Origin of the sequence: Parapedobacter brassicae (genome assembly GCF_051400755.1) — a bacterium.
Lineage (GTDB): Bacteria > Bacteroidota > Bacteroidia > Sphingobacteriales > Sphingobacteriaceae > Parapedobacter.
Map to the genome: position 1 here is coordinate 1241679 of NZ_JBLFFL010000001.1, position 17355 is coordinate 1259033.

Below are 17355 nucleotides of genomic sequence, written 5' to 3' on the forward strand. Positions count from 1 at the left end.
GCCTAGGCCACCTCCAGCTCAAACTGCTCGCTGATCTCGTCAAGCACGGCATGGATGTCGGCGATGTCGATGAGCGACACCAGCCGCATGCGGTACTCCTTGAAATGGGGGATGCCCTTGAAGTAGTTGGCATAGTGCCGGCGCATTTCGAAGATGCCGGTCTTCTCCCCCTTCCATTCAACCGATTTCTGCAGGTGTGTGCGGCACACGTCTACCCGCTCGACGATGGTGGGGCCGGGCAGGTATTCGCCCGTGCGGAAAAAGTGCTTGATTTCGCGGAAAACCCAGGGATAGCCGATGGAAGCACGGCCGATCATAATGCCATCTACTTCATACTCCATGCGCCAAGCGGCGGCCTTCTCCACGCTGTCGACATCGCCATTGCCGAAGATGGGGATGCGGATGCGCGGATTATGTTTCACTTCGCGGATCAGCCGCCAATCGGCCTGGCCTTTGTACATTTGCGAGCGGGTTCGCCCGTGGATGCTCAGCGCCTGAATACCTACGTCTTGCAGGCGTTCGGCCACGTCGTATACATTTTTAGTGTTGTCATCCCAGCCGAGGCGGGTCTTGACCGTCACGGGCAGGTGGGTAGCCTCTACCACGGCTTTGGTCATGGCCGTCATCTTCGTGATATCTTGCAGGAGGCTTGCCCCTGCCCCCCGGCAGGCCACGTTTTTGACGGGACAGCCATAATTGATATCAATCAGGTCGGGATTGGCCCGTGTGGCGATTTCAGTGGCTTCGCGCATGGTGTCGATGTCGCTGCCGAAAATCTGGATGCCGATGGGGCGCTCGTATTCAAAGATATCCAGCTTCTGGCGGCTCTTGGCCGCATCGCGGATAAGGCCTTCGGAAGAGATAAACTCGGTGTACATCATATCCACTCCGTTTTGCTTACACACAAAGCGGAACGGGGGATCGCTCACGTCCTCCATCGGTGCGAGGAGCAACGGAAAATCACCCAAATCGATAGAACCTATTTTGACACCCATGTTGAATCTTTCGATATCCGGCGCAAAAATACGGAAATTTTATAAAGCTTCCACAAACTGCCTGATTGCCTGTGTCGGATCGGCGGTCTTCATGAAATTCTCGCCGATGAGGAAGGCCTGGAAACCGGCATCGCGCAGCGATGTGATGGTCGCGGGATCGCTGATGCCGCTTTCTGAAACCTTGATAAACCGGTCGGGAATCACCTCAACCAATTCCAGCGAATGGTCCAAGGATACGGTGAAATCCTTCAGGTTGCGGTTATTGACGCCGATGGCATCCACGCTGTCCATCAGGCTGCGATCCAGTTCTTCCCGGTCATGTACTTCCAGGAGGACATTCATGCCGAGTGATTGGGCGCATTCGGACAGGGCTTGCAGGTCGGCAGGATCGAGTACCGCCGCGATGAGTAGGATAACGTCTGCCCCATGGGCTTTCGCTTCCACGATTTGGTATTCATCGACAATAAATTCTTTGCGGAGCAGCGGGATCTGCAAGGCGGCGCGAGCGGCAAGCAGATCATCGAGGCTTCCCTTAAAAAAATCAGGGTCGGTGAGTACGGACACGGCTGATACCCGGGCTTCCTGGTAGCCGGCAACGACTTCGGCCACAGGAGAATGGTTATTGATGATCCCCTTCGAGGGCGATGCGCGTTTGTACTCGGCAATGATGCCGTTTTTTCCCTTGTCAAGGACGGAGTCACGCAGGGAGTAGCAACTGCGTGAATATAGCGGGGTTTTTTCCAAATCGGCTATCGTGACGGTCGCCTTGGCTTGTGTGATCTCAAGGTGTTTTCTGGCGATAATGGTGTCTAAGATGGTCATTTTTGCTGTGGTTGGTGATCGGTGGCCAGTGATTGGTGATCGGCGGTTGCCGACAGCCAGTTGGCGATCATTTCCTTCCCGTATTGGGTGAGTACCGACTCGGGGTGGAATTGCAGTCCCTTTACATCCAGTGTTTGGTGCGATAGGCCCATGATGACGCCTTTTTCATCTACGGCGGTGATGTGGAGGACGTCCGGAAGCCCCTCGTGCGACACCGCCCAGGAATGGTACCGCCCCACGGGAAATGAGGACGGCAGTCCGCTGAAAATGGGTTCATCCCGCGCGGTGATCAGCAATGGCGTGGCAGTACCATGCACCGGCTTGGTCAGGTTGTACAGAGAGCCGCCATACACCTCAGCGATGGCCTGTAGGCCCAGGCAGATGCCGAGTATACTCTTGGTCGCACCATAGTTGCGGATGACATCCAGCAGCAGTCCGGCTTCTTCAGGGATGCCCGGCCCGGGGGACAATAAAATCTTGTCAAATGCGTCCACGTCTTCCAATGCGAACTTGTCATTGCGCCATACCGTAGCCTCATGCCCGCATTCATGCAAGAGGTGCACCAAGTTGAAGGTAAACGAGTCGTAGTTGTCTATCACCAAAACTTGGGGTGATGATTGTTGCAAGCTGCTCATGTTCTGTGTCTAAATATCTTGCGCCAACTCCAGCGCTTTGCGCAGGGCGGCAATTTTGTTGTTCACTTCCTGTAGTTCGTTTTCGGGATCAGAATCCGCGACAATACCTGCTCCAGCCTGATAATGGAGGGTGTTGTTTTTGCTCAGGAATGAGCGGATCATGATGGCGTGGTTGAAGTCGCCGTTGAATCCCATATATCCGATGGCTCCGCTATAAAAACTCCGTTGCTGGTTTTCGTAGCGATCGATCAGCTGCATGGCCATGTGTTTGGGGGCACCGCTGAGGGTACCCGCCGGAAAGGTATCACCCACCACGTCAAAGGAATTGACGCCGGATTTCAGGGTACCGCATACTTTGGATACCAAATGAATGATGTGTGAATAGTATTGGGCCTCTTTATAGGATTTGACATGCACCTGCTCGCAATGGCGGCTCAGGTCATTGCGAGCGAGGTCAACCAGCATGACATGCTCAGCGCTTTCCTTAGGGTCTTCCTTCAGCGCTTCAGCGATTTTTTCATCCTGTTCCATGTTGCCGCTGCGTTTGAACGTGCCTGCAATGGGATAGATAGTCGCCTCCCGGTCCCGGATGGTTAGCTGAGCTTCAGGCGAAGAGCCGAAAAGCTTGAAATCGCCGTAGTCAAAATAAAACAGGTAGGGCGAAGGGTTGATGGAACGCAACGAGCGGTATACGTTGAATTCATCCCCCAAAAAAGGCCGCGAGAAGCTTCTGGACGGCACGATCTGGAAGACATCCCCGCGGTAAATGTGCGTTTTCATCTGTCCAACGAGGGTCCTGAACGCGTCATCCGTCATGTTTGAAGTTTCTTCCCCATTGGTGGAGAAGGTATATTCGGGAAAGTTCTTGTTTTGGATGAGGTACTGAACCTTCTCCAGTCCGGAGGGGCTTTCGTCATTTTCAAGCCGGTGTTCGAAAATATATAGCTGATTGCGAAAATGGTCGATAGCGATCACGTACCGGTAGACGTGATATTGCAGGTAAGGGATGTCGCGGCTGGGGTCAGCGGGGCTTTGCAGTTCAATGTCCTCAAAGTGGGTCACGGCGTCAAAGGTGAAGAACCCAAAAAGCCCGTTGGAGATAAAGCGAAATTCGGATTCTTCATTTTCGCTGAATGCTGCCCGGAAGCGGGACACTTCCTCGCGCAGGTCGATACCCGAGGCCGGTTTTCTTTCGGGGGCGCTTCCGGGATACCGGATCTCCAGGAAATCCCGGTCGAGTGTAATGCCGGCGATGGGTTGGCAACAGATATAGCTCATGTTGTTTTCGCGGCTATGGTATTCGGAGCTTTCCAACAATAAACTATTTGGAAAGACATCGCGAAGCCGGAGGTATGTGCTTACCGGCGTAGTGGTATCGGCCAACAGCTGCTTGTAGGTGGTTTTAAATCGATATGCCATATTTTATTTCCTTAACAAAATCACAAAAAAAGCCCGACGGATTTTTCAAAACGTCGGGCCCAATATTCGAAAGCCTTGGTTGATTAGGAATATTTAATTGCTCCAACCGACCCGACGTTATTTTTGCCGAGCCACCACCATGATACGATGTGGAATCTATTCATCAACATTTGGGAGCAAAAATATAAAAAAATTTAACTAAACAAATTTTTACCGGAAAAAACACGAAAAAAAGTCATTCTTCCAGCAAATCGGGACGGCGGGCCCTGGTGCGGGCCATGGCCTGCTCATCGCGCCATTCGTTGATGGCCGCCTCGTTGCCGCTGAGCAGCACATCGGGCACCTTATGCCCGCGCCAATCGGCCGGACGGGTATATACCGGGGCATCCAGCAGGCCGCCCTGAAACGAATCGGACAGGGCCGATGTTTCGTCAGACAGTACGCCGGGGATGAGCCGCACCACCGCGTCGACCAGTACCGCGGCGGGCAATTCCCCCCCGGAGAGGACGTAGTCGCCGATGGACAGCTCGCGGGTGACGTAGATGTCGCGTATGCGTTGATCTATGCCCTTGTAATGTCCGCAAAGGAGGATGAGGTTGCCTTTGGTAGAAAGGTGATTGGCGATGCTTTGGTTGAGTGTTTCGCCATCGGGCGTCATGAAGATCACCTCGTCATATTCTCGCTCGGCTTGGAGTTTCTCCATGCAGGCGGCAAAGGGTTCGACCTGCATGACCATACCACTGCCCCCGCCGTAGGGATAGTCATCCACGCTTTTATGCTTGTTATGGGCGTAGTCGCGCAGGCTATGCACGATGATTTCGCACAGCCCCTTTTTCTGCGCCCGTTGGAGGATAGAATGGGCAAAAGGGCTTTCCAGCAACCCCGGAAGCACTGTGATAATGTCGAACCGCATGGGGACAAAGATAGGGTTTTTTTGGTGGTTGGTGATTGGGGAAGGCGTTCATTAAAAAACCCGGCTGCCATCGGCAGCCGGGTTCAGCGAACGTTATCGCATAACGCTTTTAAACCGCTTCGGCTACACCGCGGAGTGTCTTGGCGGCGTCGACCATGGCTTCCAGTGCGGCCTTGGTTTCTGGCCAAGCGCGGGTTTTGAGACCGCAGTCCGGGTTGACCCAAAGCTGCTCGGCCGGGATAACGGCCTTGGCCTTTTCCAATAGTTTCACCATCTCCTCTTTGCTCGGGACACGCGGTGAGTGGATGTCGTAGACACCGGGACCGATATCATTCGGGTAGTTGAAATCGGCAAAGGCATCGAGCAGCTCCATCTGCGAACGGGAAGTCTCGATGGTGATGACGTCTGCATCCATCGCGGCGATGTGCTCGATGATGTCGTTGAATTCGGAATAGCACATGTGCGTATGGATCTGCGTATCGTCCGCTACGTTTGACGAAGAAACGCGGAAGGCGCGCACGGCCCAATCAAGGTAGGCCTTATGATCGGCCTTGCGCAGGGGCAGCCCCTCGCGGATTGCGGGCTCATCGATCTGGATGATTTTGATGCCGGCTTTTTCCAGCGCCTGCACTTCGTCAAGGATAGCCAGCGCAATCTGATAGGTCGTCTCGGAGCGCGGCTGGTCGTTGCGCACGAATGACCATTGCAGGATCGTGACCGGTCCGGTGAGCATTCCTTTTACCGGACGGTCGGTGAGCGACTGGGCATAGGCAGACCAGCGTACCGTCATGTCGGCGGGGCGGCTCACATCGCCATAGATGACAGGCGGCTTCACGCAGCGTGAGCCATAAGATTGTACCCATCCGTTTTTGGTGAAGGCATAGCCCGACAATTGCTCGCCGAAATATTCCACCATGTCATTGCGCTCAAACTCGCCATGCACCAATACGTCAATGCCCAGGTCTTCTTGCAGGCGGATGGTCCGTTCGGTCTCTTCCGCGATGAGCTTGTCATATTCGGCTTGTGTGATAGCGCCCTTTTTGAGGTCGGCGCGCCACTTGCGTACGTCCTTGGTCTGCGGGAACGAGCCAATGGTCGTGGTGGCAAATGCCGGCAGGTTAAATTTCGATTGCTGCTTGGCCTTGCGCTCCGGAAATACGCTGGTGCGTTTAGCGTCATCGTCGGTGATGCTTTTCACGCGGTCCTTCACCGCTTGGCGGTGAATCAACGAAGACGTACGGCGGCTTTGTTGCGCCGCCTTATTGGCTTCGAACCGGGCCAAGGTGGCCGCGTCTGCATTACCGCTGGCCAATACGGCCAGGTCTTTTACTTCCGCAAGCTTCTGCTTGGCAAAGGCGAGCCAGTTTTTGACCTCCGCAGGCAGTGACTGCTTGTTGTCTTCCAGATCCAGGTCGAACGGCACGTGCAGCAGGGAGCTTGATGGGGCTATCCACACGCGGTCGGCGCCCAAGGTATCCACAGCTTGCGTGATCTTTTGGAGTGATGCTTCGTAATCGTTCTTCCAGATGTTGCGGCCATCGACCACCCCGAGGGAAAGGATCAGATTGGCGGGTATGGCAGGCAACAGGTCAGCCAGTTGGTTTTCGCCACGAACGAGGTCAACATGCAGCGCCTGTACCGGCAGACTCAGCGCTGTCGGCGCGTTTTCGCGCAGGGCTTCGAAATACGTGGCTACGATGAGCTTGATGCCCTTGGCGGCAGCGGAGAGACGGCTGTATACGGTTTGATAAAGGGTGCGTGCCTTATCGTCGATATCCAGCGCGAGGAATGGCTCGTCAAATTGCACCCACTCGGCGCCGGCTGCGGCTAACTTGCCTAAAATCTCTTCGTAAACGGGCAGCAAGCGGTCGATCAAATCCAAGCGGTCAAAACCAGCCTCTTTTTCCTTGCCCAAGAGCAGGTAGGTAACCGGGCCGAGCAACACCGGTTTGGTGTTGATGCCCAACTGTTTAGCTTCGTTGAATTCGTTGACAGCCTTTTCTGAGGTAAGGCGGAACTGCTGGTCTTTGACAAATTCGGGAACGATATAGTGGTAATTGGTATCAAACCATTTGGTCATTTCCATGGCCGTCACATCATGACCGTCTTGTTGAAAGCCGCGGGCCATGGCGAAATATAAGTCGAGATTGTACGAGGAGGCACCTTCTACGGAAAACCCTTGGTAACGCGCCGGGATAGCCCCTACCGTAAGGGTAAGGTCAAGCACCTGATCATAGAACGAAAAATCGTTGGAAGGAATGAGGTCAATACCCGCTTCCTGTTGGGTTTTCCAGTTGCTTTCGCGGATGGTCTGTGCGGCTTGCAGCAGTTCTTGCTGACCGATCTTCTTTGCCCAATAGGCTTCATTGGCCTTTTTCAGCTCGCGGAGGGCACCGATACGCGGGTAACCCAAGTTGTTGGTTTTTAACATGATACTATATGAATAATAATTTAATATACCAGCAATATACGCAGTTCCTTCACGCAGAAACGGCGGTTTCATTCGTTATCTGATTGCTTTGGGGGAGAGGGCACAAGGGTAAGTTGTGTCGGCTTATTTTTCCCCGATGATTCGGGGTAGAATTTAGCACCTTGTCTGCTGACAGGTTGCTAAGGCTTCACAGGGTCCATTCCCTCTGCCTTTCTCCATAAGCGGGCGCTAATATCGGGATTAAAATTGAGATACACAAAAATAATTCACCTCATCAACTAACCAGCAGCTTATAGCCTTTTCCGTGCACATTGACAATTTCGACCTTAGGGTCGTCACGCAGGTATTTACGGAGTTTGCTCAGGAAGACATCCATGCTTCGGCCGTTGAAGTAATTATCATCATGCCAAATTTTGAGCAGGGCCTCCTCACGGGTGAGGACATCGTTTTTCTTGAGGCACAGCAGGCGCAGCAACTCGGCCTCCTTGGTAGACAGTTTTTGCGGCTGGCCATAATGGCTGATCTGCTGGGCGACATAGTCGAATGTATAATCGCCGATCTGAAACTTGTCGGGAAATTCTTCTTCCTGTTGCTTTTCGCGCGAGGTGCGCTTGAGCAGGGCATTGATGCGCAGCAAGAGTTCCTCTACGCGAAAAGGCTTGGTGATGTAATCGTCGCCGCCGAGGCTGAACGCTTCGGTTTTATCCTCCATCATGCCCTTGGCCGTGGCAAAAATAATGGGAATATCTGCATCTGTCTTCCGGATTTCTTTACCCAGCGTAAACCCATCCTTGCGGGGCATCATCACATCGAATATACAGAGGTCGAATTTTTCCTTGTTGAACTGACGGAGCGCCTCATCCCCATCTTTGCAGAGGGTGACATCGAATTTGCCTTTCAGCTCCAAATAATCTTTTAAGATGTCGCCCAAATTGGGATCGTCTTCTGCTAATAGAATTTTCATCTGCATAAATTGTTCTTTAACGGCGATGAAGCATGCATGAGCTACTTGTCTTTCGGGTGCTCATGCAGGTTTTTGCATAGTGTCTCCTATCCTTTGAGCGGCAGCATGATTTCAAACATCGTTCCTTTGTCGCGCTCGCTTTTGACCAGTATTTTTCCGCCAACCCGTTTCACAATATCGCTGACATAGCTTAGTCCGAGGCCAAAACCTTTGACGTCATGCCGGTTGCCTGTCGGGATGCGGTAAAACTGATCGAAAATCTTAGCCAATTGATCGCGGCTCATGCCTATGCCTTTATCGGCCACCGTAATGTGGATGTGTTTGCTGGTATTTTTGGTTTTAATGGTGATGTCCGGATTGTCCTGACTATATTTAATGGCATTGTCTACCAAATTGAACAAGACGTTGGAGAGGTGCAGTTCGTCGCCGACCACCACGGCATCGGTGGCGTCGAGGTGCATTTGTACCTTCGCACCATGTTTGATTAACTGCAGCTCCATGCTGTCCACCACGGCCTGTGCCAAGTCATTGATGTCTACGTCCCGATGTTCCAGCTTCAGGTTGTCTTTCTCCAGACGGGCGATGTTGAGTACCCGTTCGATGTGGTTGCCCAGCCTCACGTTTTCATCATAGATGATGTTTGCTAAGCGTGCGGCGCGACTTTGATCGGAAGCGATCTCCGGATCCTTCAGCGATTCGCTGGCGATCATGATGGTCGCCACTGGCGTCTTGAACTCATGGGTCATGTTATTGATGAAATCGGTTTTCATCTCGGAGATTTTCTTTTGGCGAAGCATGGTGAAGATGGTGTAGGCAAAGCAGCCGATCAAAACCAGCAAAAGCGAGACCGATGAAAACAGCATGACGGTCACGTTGCCCAAGAGGATATGCTCTTTGTTGGGAAAATATACCGACAGCCTGCCCGACGAACGTTCATTGTCCGATCGGAACAGCTCGGTCGTATAGAGGCTGCGGGGAGAAGGGGTTTCCGCTTGTGAGAAGGCAGCAAAGGCGTACAGCGTGGAGTTTTTGTCCTTTATTTCCAGGTTGAACACGGAGTTGATGTCTCGGTTTACCAGCTCCTTTTGCAGCTCTTCCTTGATGTACGCGATATCAATGCGTTCGCTCAACGGGCGTTTGTACAACTCTCGCTCGGCGGCGAAATCCTCGACCAATTGGGGGTTCTTGCCGCTGAGGATCGCGATGGAATCCATCAGCGTACTGGCTTGTAGCAATTGCAGTTGACGCTCCTTACGGGTGATCTCGCGGCTCAACTTGAGATCCTGTCTCGGGGGGAGCGCTTCGATCGCGAAGTTCAACTTGGTGGCACCATAGGTGATTGGCCCGGGGATGAAGTAGCGCACGCTATCGTCCTTGGGCTTGAGCAGCGGCACCTGGCGGATAGCGTAAAGGCCAATAGAGTTATCGTTCCGCTGGAAACCGCCTTCGACGGTGGCGTTCGACTGGAAGTCTACCCGTATGAGGTCTTGATGCGGGGAATTGTTGAGGTAGGTTTCGTAAAACGCGTTGCTTTCGATGGGGAGTACGACCGGATAACGGGCGATAATTTCTTCTTCCTGTCGTTTGAACGCGATGAACAGCTCGGACTGTTTTTGCCGAAGCCGTTCGATTTCATTCTTCAATTGAAGCTGTTGTTCCAGTTTGCGCTGTTCATGCTCCAGTTTCTCCTTATTTTTGCGCTGTGCATCGGCAAGTTGCATGACTTCCCGTTTCTCGGCTTTGGCGGCCACCACATTAAGCGCGGCGCGCACCGATTCGTCAAACAGTTGCGCTTTGAGGATATACGATTGCCGGATAAAAAAATACTGCATGGCTACCACGCCCAAAAGGGCCACCGTCATCAACCCGATAATCAATCCAATGCTTTTATGCTTCATTCCTCACAAAAATACATAAGCTTGGAAGCAAAGCGCAGCATTTAACATATTTTAACACTAAAAAAATCAGTGCTTTAGGGGCTATAACGCGGCTTTGGTGATGTGTAGCTTCTTCCCTTTGGTAGTGAAGACGTACCCGTTTTTATCGCCGAAGTACTCGTCTACGGCATCGCGGCATCCTGACCATTCGTAGTAGTCATCCAGCACAATCTTACCGCCTGGTGACAGGTTAGGTTCGATTTGCAGCAGGCAGGTCATCACGGAAGCGTACCAATCGCAGTCGATGTGCGCAAAGGCTACGGGCTCGGTAATATAAAGGGTATCTTCGAAATAGCCTTCGATGAGTTTGATGTTGTTTTCTTGGATCGGCACCCCGTGGTTGGCCAGATTGGTAGCCACGACGTCCCGGAGGTTTTCGATGTAGCCATAGTAGTCGTTGTCACCGAGTCCCTTGGATGCGCCGCTTTTAATCTCTTCATAGCGGGCATGCACGGCGGCATCGTCCTTTTCCGATGGTGGCGGAATCATCCCGAACGCGTCATAAACCCGGAATTCGCGCGGTTTTCTTTTGGCCTTGCCAAGCGCGATGGCCGATCCGCCCAGCGCACAACCGGCCTCAAGGAATAGTCCCGGGATATTGGCCTGTTCAACCTCTTGAGCAGCATGGTAAAGGTTGAACAGGTCTTTAGTAGGCAAGTAGGTCAAGTGGTCGGTCCTGATCCGCATAATACCGGCCTTTTCCTTGTCGGTAACGGTGTACCACCACGACAAGGTTTTGGTAATCAATCGGTCGGCGACCTTCGGCATGACCATCGTTATTCTACCTCCGTTACTTTAATGGTATTGGTTTTTCCTTTTTGGTGCAAGGGGGTGGAAGCCGTATTGATGACAATTTGTCCCGGCTGAACCAGGTTCTTTGCTTTCAACAACGAATTGACATCGTGGATGCTGCCGTCGGTACTTTCGAATTTATCGTAGTAGAACGTTTTAACACCCCATAGGAGGGTCAGCGTGTTGAGCAGGGTGGGATTGCCGGTGAAGATGTAAATATCGGCGTTGGGACGGTAGCTGGATATTTCGAATGCGGTATAGCCCGAATAGGTCATGGCCACGATAGCAGATGCGTTGGTTTTTTCGGCCAAATATACCGAGGAGCCGCAGATGGCATCAGGAATCATGGAATCGGTGCCGTGTTCGGACTTTTTCGAGTTATAATATGGATAAGACGTCTGCTCAACGTGGACGATGATCTTGCTCATGGTTTCGATGACAATCTCGGGAAACTCGCCTACCGATGTTTCGCCGCTAAGCATGACGGCATCTGCGCCGTCGAGCACGGAGTTGGCCACGTCGTTTACTTCGGCACGTGTGGGGCGCGGTGTCGTGATCATGCTCTCCAGCATCTGGGTGGCGATGATGACCGGCTTCGCGGCATTGCGGCACTTCTTTACGATCATTTTCTGAAGCACGGGCACGTCTTCCATGGGCATTTCCACACCGAGGTCGCCCCGGGCGACCATGATGCCGTCGGTAACCGCGATAATGGAGTCGATGTTATCAATGGCTTCGGGTTTTTCGATCTTGGCAATAACACGGGCCGTTTTGCCTTTTGAAGCAATGATTTCCTTGAGTTTGACGATGTCTTCAGCTGTTCGCACAAATGACATCCCAATCCAGTCTACATCGTGCTCGAGCACGAAGTGGAGGTTATCCAAATCTTCTTCGGTAAGGCTGGGAATGGAGACCTTGGTGTTGGGCAGGTTTACCCCTTTGCGCGACGTGAGTACGCCCCCGTGCACGACCTCGCACCAAACGGTGTCTGCAAAGTTGGAACGCAGTACCCGCAACTGTATCTTGCCATCGTCTAAAAGGATGATCTCGCCTTCTTTTACGTCGTTAGGGAACGTATCATACGTGATGTAAATCCGGTTTTCGTCACCGATAAGCTTTTGGGTCGTGATCTCGACCTGCGCCCCGTTAAGTAGCACGGCGCCCCCTTCCTTCATTTTGCCGATACGGATCTTGGGCCCCTGTAGGTCGGCCAATATGCTGATGTTGGTATGGTGCTCTTGATTGATTTCGCGTATGGTCTTGATTATATCGAGGTGGTCTTCCTGACTGCCATGTGAAAAATTAAGCCGGCATACATCCACCCCTTTGGCGATCATGCTGGTTAATACCTCTTTCTTGGCGGATGCTGGCCCCAAGGTGGCTACGATTTTAGTTCGCTTTTGAACCTTTTCCATTTATTAATGCTGTTTTATTGTTGTATTGCTCCGCTTCCGCGACGATGAAATTAATCTGTTTGCTGTCCTGTTATATGTGGTGTGATAAATACACTCGGTAAATATGGCGCTAAAATATTAGATTTTCTTTGGATTTCAATTTTTGTGGGGAGATTTCGCTGGCCACGACCACTTCATCGATCGCCGAAACGCGGTCCAATAGGGCAGCGAGGTCTTCGTCGTCAATAAAGTTTTTGATCATCAAAAAGTAGTCGGAATGGCGCATCTCGGGAACCAAAACTGCCCCTTCGACGCCCTTGTTTGCCAATAAATAGTATTCGGTATCTGCCGTTGCTGCGCACGCTACATATCGACTGAAATAAGTATATCCTATCGGGGCCGGCATCCGAATCTCGTAATCGTCAATCTTGGCCAACTTCAATCCCGTAACTTTGTTAATAAAATAACATAAGCGGTAGTCTTTGAGCGGAGACGTGACGGCTATGAGAATGAAATCAAGGTCTAATTCATATTTCAGTGTGACTTTATTCAAGGTATTTTCTTATATTCAACGCAAACTTAGATAAATTTGCTGTATTGTACATACAACAAATGTATCGGTTTCTTCGCTGCCATAGCAGAAAAGCGATTGGGCAGCGAAAAATTACAAAAACAAAAAGGCGGGTATCGCAATTATATAAGATAAATGAGGAGGGGGTGTCATTAAAAGCCATTGTATAACGGGCCAATTGAACAGACAAAAAAAACGGACGTTAAATCCTTGATATAAAAACAGTAAATGTGTATTGCCAAACAAGCCTGAATAATCTCTAAAAAACAAAAACGTTTTACTATTTGCCGAAATTTATTTTTCTTTGCACAGATTTATTAAACAATTAAACTATAAAATCATGTCTGATATCGCATCAAGAGTTAAAGCAATTATCGTTGAAAAACTGGGTGTTGACGAAAACGAAGTGACCCCCGAGGCTTCATTTACCAATGATTTGGGCGCGGATTCACTCGACACCGTTGAGTTGATTATGGAATTTGAAAAGGAGTTCAACGTAGCTATTCCCGATGACCAAGCTGAAACCATCAGCACCGTAGGACAAGCGATCGCTTATTTAGAAAAAAACGTTAACTAACCAAATTCATTAGGCCAATCGTAATAAATGGAGCTTAAAAGAGTAGTAGTAACAGGGTTAGGTGCGCTTACTCCTATTGGGAATACTGTCCCGGTTTTTTGGGACAACCTCATTAAAGGGGTAAGCGGCGCTGCTCCTATCACCAAGTTTGATGCTTCGAAGTTCAAAACTCGTTTTGCTTGTGAGGTGAAAGGATTCAACGCCGAGGATTTCATGGAGCGCAAGGAAGCCCGAAAGGTAGATCCATTTGTACATTACGCATTGGCCGCTACGGATGAAGCGATTGCGGACGCATCGCTTGAATTCGATAAACTAAACACGAACCGTATCGGTGTGATATGGGGCTCGGGTATCGGCGGTTTGAAGACCTTTTTGGATGAAGTGATCAATTTTGCCGGAGGTGATGGAACGCCCCGTTTCAATCCATTTTTCATCCCAAAGATGATTTTGGATATCGCTCCGGGACACATTTCCATGCGGTATGGACTGCGGGGCCCTAACTTTTCTACGGTCTCTGCCTGTGCATCATCTACGAATGCGTTAATAGACTCACTGAATTATATCCGCACCGGACAAGCAGACATCATCATCAGCGGCGGTTCTGAAGCAATTATCAACGAAGCCGGCATTGGTGGGTTCAATGCGATGCATGCATTATCCACACGCAATGACGATCCGAAGACAGCCTCCAGACCGTTTGATAAAGACCGGGATGGATTCGTTGCGGGGGAAGGTGCGGGGGCCATCGTCTTAGAAAGCCTCGAACATGCCAAAGCGCGCGGGGCCAAGATTTACGCTGAGCTAGTGGGGGGAGGGATGAGTGCAGATGCCTACCACATTACCGCCTCGCATCCGGACGGTCTGGGCGCACGGCTTGCCATGACTAACGCGATAGCCGATGCGAGACTGGTCAACGAGGATATCGATTACATTAATGTACATGGCACATCTACGCCGGTGGGCGACCCCAGTGAGATTATGGCCATCCTTGAGTTGTTCGGGAAGCATGCCTATGCGCTCAACATCAGCTCTACCAAGTCCATGACCGGGCACTTATTGGGTGCCGCGGGAGCAGTAGAATCCATCGCCTCCATCTTAGCGGTGCAAAACGATATTGTTCCCCCGACGATTAATCATTTCACAGACGATCCAAACCTTGATCAGCAACTAAACTTCACTTTTAATAAAGCACAAAAACGGGAAGTCAATGCTGCCATGAGCAATACCTTTGGTTTTGGCGGGCATAATGCCACCGTCATTTTCAAGAAGTTCGAAGAGTAGTTTGAAGGCATTGCAGCAAAGGGGTATTATGCCCCTTTGCATGCTTATATTCAGTTCATCATTTGATGCCTATTTCAACGATTTACAAACTGCATTTTTCATCCGATCGTCGGTACGTAAAGGCGCTGAAGAATATGTTGGGTTTTGTGCCCGGAAACCTGCATCTGTATCAATTGGCTTTTCGCCATAAGTCGGTTGCCGTGCCCGTAAAAGATGGTATCAAGAACAGCAACGAACGGTTGGAGTTTTTAGGAGATGCCGTATTGGGGTCGGTGGTGGCCGAACTGCTTTTCAAAAAATACCCCTATAAAGGCGAAGGGTTTCTCACGGAGATGCGCTCAAAAATCGTCAGCAGGGCACACCTCAATCAGCTTTCAAAAAAATTGGGGCTCAACGAACTGATCCAATATGATGTGCGGATGATCAACTATCCAAACAAACAAGGTTCGCTGCTCGGCGATGCGTTTGAAGCGTTGATCGGCGCGATTTACCTGGATAAAGGCTATGTGTTTACCCGAAATTTCCTGATCAGCCGCATTATCAAGCCGCATGTGGATATCCAGCTATTGGAGCAAACGGAAACCAACTTCAAAAGCAGGCTAATCGAGTGGTGCCAACAAGCCGGTAAAGAAGTGAGCTTTGTGCAAACGGAAAATGCTGAAGGGGATAGCATCAAGATTTTTACGATTGATGCGGTGGTGGACGGCACAGTGTGCGGCACCGGTCGCGATTACAACAAGAAAAGCGCCGAGAAGATTGCCGCCGAAAAGGCCTGCGAGCTGCTCAATGTCTTGTGAGTACACACGACGGTCGTAAATCGTAAACCGTCAACCAAAAATCGTCAATCAATCCTTACCTTTGCGCCATGGCAGTAATCAAACCTTCGTTGGCAAAAGGCACGCGTGATTTTTCTCCCGCGGAGATGGAAAAGCGCAACTATATTTTTGAAACGATCAAAGCCGTATTTACAAAATATGGCTACCGTGAGATACAGACCCCCTCTTTTGAAAACCTGCAAACCCTCACGGGCAAATATGGTGACGAAGGGGACAAGCTGATCTTCAAGGTGCTCAACTCGGGTGATTACTTGGCTAAAGCACCGGTATCGCTGCTGGAAGAAAAGGCTTCTGCACCGTTGGTATCGCATATTGCCGAAAAGGCGTTGCGATATGACCTCACCGTACCGTTTGCCCGGTATGTGGTGATGCACCAGCATGAGATCACCATGCCATTCAAGCGGTTCCAAATACAGCCGGTGTGGCGCGCGGATAGGCCGCAGCGCGGGCGCTACCGGGAGTTTTATCAGTGTGATGTGGATGTGGTCGGTTCAGACAGCCTGTTGAATGAAGCCGAGTTTGTGCTTATATATTACGAAGCGCTGATCAACCTGGGACTGACCGACTTTACCATCAAGCTCAATAACCGCAAGATATTGACGGGCATTGCCGAAGTAGTGGGCAAACCCGAGCTCATCGTGGACATGACGGTGGCGATCGATAAGTTGGATAAGATCGGCTTGGATGGGGTGCTCACCGAATTGCTTGACAGGGGTTTTTCAGCGGACGACTTGAAAAAACTGCAACCCATCATCGAGCTGACAGGGAGCAAAACGGATAAACTTGATCGACTGAAAGAGGTGTTGGCGTCTTCGACCATCGGATTGCGGGGTATCGATGAGGTGGAAACGGTGCTCGGCTACGTAGAGAAGCTCACGGAAGATAAACGGATATTGAACGGTTTCGTCGATTTGGACATTACGCTGGCGCGGGGACTGAATTATTATACGGGCTGTATCTTCGAGGTAAAAACGAATGAGGTGGCCATGGGCAGCATCGGTGGTGGCGGGCGGTACGACGACCTTACGGGGATGTTTGGACTGAAGGGCCTTACGGGCGCGGGCATATCGTTCGGAGCGGACCGGATATACGACGTGTTGGAAGAGCTGGGCCTGTTCCCCGAAAGCTCGGCGCAGTCGACCAAGGTGCTGATCAGCAACTTCGACAAGCTGGCGGAGTTGTATGCCTTGCCCGTGTTGCAGCGATTGCGCCAAGCGGGAGTGGCGGCGGAACTCTATCCTGCTGCGGCGAAATTGAAAAAGCAACTGGCGTATGCCGATGCCAAAAAAATCCCGTATGTGATCCTCATCGGTGAGGAGGAGATACAAAGCGGGCAGTTATCCCTGAAAGACATGCAAACGGGAGACCAGCGGAAACTGGCGGAAACGGAACTATTCAACTTTTTAACCGCATAGGCGATGAACTTCATCGGTAACCTCATCTGGATTATTTTTGGCGGGTTTTTCATTTTTTTGGAATATCTGATCGGCGGGTTGGTGCTGTGCCTCACGATTGTCGGCATCCCTTTTGGGATACAGCTGTTCAAACTGGCCGTAGCTTCGTTGGTGCCTTTCGGTACGGTGGTCACCAATACGCCCGCCAGTACCGGATGCCTGTACACGCTGATGAATATCCTCTGGATTGTTTTCGGAGGGATATGGGTAGCACTTACGCACCTGGTTTTTGGGTTGCTGCTGTGCATCACGATTATTGGCATCCCCTTCGGTACGCAGCACTTTAAGCTTATGGGATTGGCATTTACACCATTCGGTAAGCGGATAGGATAGC

The 17355-nt window shown here is 51.1% G+C and carries 16 protein-coding genes and 1 riboswitch; of the genes, 5 read left to right on the forward strand and 11 right to left on the reverse strand.

Going from position 1 to position 17355, the window contains the following annotated elements; genetic code table 11:
- Window positions 1-2: 2 nt before the first annotated feature.
- From dusB to ACMGDE_RS05030, 11 genes are all read right to left on the reverse strand, one after another.
- A complete protein-coding gene (gene dusB / locus ACMGDE_RS04980) occupies window positions 3-995 on the reverse strand; it encodes a tRNA dihydrouridine synthase DusB (RefSeq protein WP_436831657.1) in 993 nt (330 codons plus the stop codon).
- Between the two features lie 39 nt (window positions 996-1034).
- Window positions 1035-1817 (reverse strand): indole-3-glycerol phosphate synthase TrpC, encoded by a 783-nt coding sequence (trpC, locus tag ACMGDE_RS04985; protein WP_436831658.1) that lies wholly within the window; start codon window positions 1815-1817, stop codon window positions 1035-1037.
- Entirely contained in the window at window positions 1814-2452 is a 639-nt protein-coding gene (locus tag ACMGDE_RS04990; protein WP_436831659.1) for an anthranilate synthase component II, read from the reverse strand. Before ACMGDE_RS04990 ends, trpC begins: the two co-directional genes overlap by 4 nt.
- A 9-nt stretch (window positions 2453-2461) precedes the next feature.
- The gene (locus tag ACMGDE_RS04995; protein WP_436831660.1) at window positions 2462-3871 is read right to left on the reverse strand and encodes an anthranilate synthase component I family protein; all 1410 of its coding nucleotides are present in this window, start codon (window positions 3869-3871) and stop codon (window positions 2462-2464) included.
- A 235-nt stretch (window positions 3872-4106) separates the two neighbouring features.
- Window positions 4107-4784, reverse strand: coding sequence for a tRNA (guanosine(37)-N1)-methyltransferase TrmD (trmD, locus tag ACMGDE_RS05000; protein WP_436831661.1), 678 nt, complete (start codon window positions 4782-4784; stop codon window positions 4107-4109).
- 109 nt (window positions 4785-4893) lie between these two features.
- Window positions 4894-7215, reverse strand: coding sequence for a 5-methyltetrahydropteroyltriglutamate--homocysteine S-methyltransferase (metE, locus tag ACMGDE_RS05005; protein WP_436831662.1), 2322 nt, complete (start codon window positions 7213-7215; stop codon window positions 4894-4896).
- Window positions 7216-7335: 120 nt separating this feature from the next.
- A riboswitch (SAM riboswitch) is annotated at window positions 7336-7439 on the reverse strand.
- 50 nt (window positions 7440-7489) lie between these two features.
- Window positions 7490-8179 (reverse strand): response regulator transcription factor, encoded by a 690-nt coding sequence (locus tag ACMGDE_RS05010; RefSeq protein ID WP_436831663.1) that lies wholly within the window; start codon window positions 8177-8179, stop codon window positions 7490-7492.
- A gap of 86 nt (window positions 8180-8265) precedes the next feature.
- Window positions 8266-10077 (reverse strand): sensor histidine kinase, encoded by a 1812-nt coding sequence (locus ACMGDE_RS05015; RefSeq protein ID WP_436831664.1) that lies wholly within the window; start codon window positions 10075-10077, stop codon window positions 8266-8268.
- Between the two features lie 81 nt (window positions 10078-10158).
- Entirely contained in the window at window positions 10159-10890 is a 732-nt protein-coding gene (locus ACMGDE_RS05020) for a TylF/MycF/NovP-related O-methyltransferase (RefSeq protein ID WP_436831665.1), read from the reverse strand.
- 2 nt (window positions 10891-10892) lie between these two features.
- Window positions 10893-12323, reverse strand: coding sequence for a pyruvate kinase (gene pyk, locus ACMGDE_RS05025; protein WP_436831666.1), 1431 nt, complete (start codon window positions 12321-12323; stop codon window positions 10893-10895).
- 109 nt (window positions 12324-12432) lie between these two features.
- Entirely contained in the window at window positions 12433-12855 is a 423-nt protein-coding gene (locus tag ACMGDE_RS05030) for an IPExxxVDY family protein (protein ID WP_436831667.1), read from the reverse strand.
- A gap of 358 nt (window positions 12856-13213) precedes the next feature.
- Here ACMGDE_RS05030 and ACMGDE_RS05035 point away from each other — a divergent pair, with 358 nt between their 5' ends.
- The 5 genes from ACMGDE_RS05035 (at window position 13214) to ACMGDE_RS05055 (ending at window position 17354) form a co-directional block, all read left to right on the forward strand.
- Window positions 13214-13450: an acyl carrier protein gene (locus ACMGDE_RS05035; RefSeq protein WP_079717265.1), complete on the forward strand. Its 237-nt coding sequence runs from the start codon at window positions 13214-13216 to the stop codon at window positions 13448-13450.
- 27 nt (window positions 13451-13477) lie between these two features.
- On the forward strand, window positions 13478-14731 hold the full coding sequence (fabF, locus tag ACMGDE_RS05040; protein ID WP_436831668.1) for a beta-ketoacyl-ACP synthase II: 1254 nt from the start codon (window positions 13478-13480) through the stop codon (window positions 14729-14731).
- 65 nt (window positions 14732-14796) lie between these two features.
- The gene (rnc, locus tag ACMGDE_RS05045) at window positions 14797-15528 is read left to right on the forward strand and encodes a ribonuclease III (RefSeq protein WP_436831669.1); all 732 of its coding nucleotides are present in this window, start codon (window positions 14797-14799) and stop codon (window positions 15526-15528) included.
- A 68-nt stretch (window positions 15529-15596) separates the two neighbouring features.
- Window positions 15597-16982 (forward strand): histidine--tRNA ligase, encoded by a 1386-nt coding sequence (gene hisS / locus ACMGDE_RS05050; RefSeq protein WP_436831670.1) that lies wholly within the window; start codon window positions 15597-15599, stop codon window positions 16980-16982.
- A gap of 3 nt (window positions 16983-16985) precedes the next feature.
- Window positions 16986-17354, forward strand: a complete 369-nt coding sequence (locus ACMGDE_RS05055) for a YccF domain-containing protein (RefSeq protein ID WP_436831671.1) — start codon at window positions 16986-16988, stop codon at window positions 17352-17354.
- The last annotated feature ends 1 nt before the right edge of the window (window position 17355 follow it).

Bases quoted from the DNA above. Each gene is read 5' to 3' on its own strand.
- dusB (WP_436831657.1), bottom strand. From the start codon at position 995: ATGGGTGTCAAAATAGGTTCTATCGATTTGGGTGATTTTCCGTTGCTC.
- trpC (WP_436831658.1), bottom strand. From the start codon at position 1,817: ATGACCATCTTAGACACCATTATCGCCAGAAAACACCTTGAGATCACA.
- ACMGDE_RS04990 (WP_436831659.1), bottom strand. From the start codon at position 2,452: ATGAGCAGCTTGCAACAATCATCACCCCAAGTTTTGGTGATAGACAAC.
- ACMGDE_RS04995 (WP_436831660.1), bottom strand. From the start codon at position 3,871: ATGGCATATCGATTTAAAACCACCTACAAGCAGCTGTTGGCCGATACC.
- trmD (WP_436831661.1), bottom strand. From the start codon at position 4,784: ATGCGGTTCGACATTATCACAGTGCTTCCGGGGTTGCTGGAAAGCCCT.
- metE (WP_436831662.1), bottom strand. From the start codon at position 7,215: ATGTTAAAAACCAACAACTTGGGTTACCCGCGTATCGGTGCCCTCCGC.
- ACMGDE_RS05010 (WP_436831663.1), bottom strand. From the start codon at position 8,179: ATGAAAATTCTATTAGCAGAAGACGATCCCAATTTGGGCGACATCTTA.
- ACMGDE_RS05015 (WP_436831664.1), bottom strand. From the start codon at position 10,077: ATGAAGCATAAAAGCATTGGATTGATTATCGGGTTGATGACGGTGGCC.
- ACMGDE_RS05020 (WP_436831665.1), bottom strand. From the start codon at position 10,890: ATGGTCATGCCGAAGGTCGCCGACCGATTGATTACCAAAACCTTGTCG.
- pyk (WP_436831666.1), bottom strand. From the start codon at position 12,323: ATGGAAAAGGTTCAAAAGCGAACTAAAATCGTAGCCACCTTGGGGCCA.
- ACMGDE_RS05035 (WP_079717265.1), top strand. From the start codon at position 13,214: ATGTCTGATATCGCATCAAGAGTTAAAGCAATTATCGTTGAAAAACTG.
- fabF (WP_436831668.1), top strand. From the start codon at position 13,478: ATGGAGCTTAAAAGAGTAGTAGTAACAGGGTTAGGTGCGCTTACTCCT.
- rnc (WP_436831669.1), top strand. From the start codon at position 14,797: ATGCCTATTTCAACGATTTACAAACTGCATTTTTCATCCGATCGTCGG.
- hisS (WP_436831670.1), top strand. From the start codon at position 15,597: ATGGCAGTAATCAAACCTTCGTTGGCAAAAGGCACGCGTGATTTTTCT.
- ACMGDE_RS05055 (WP_436831671.1), top strand. From the start codon at position 16,986: ATGAACTTCATCGGTAACCTCATCTGGATTATTTTTGGCGGGTTTTTC.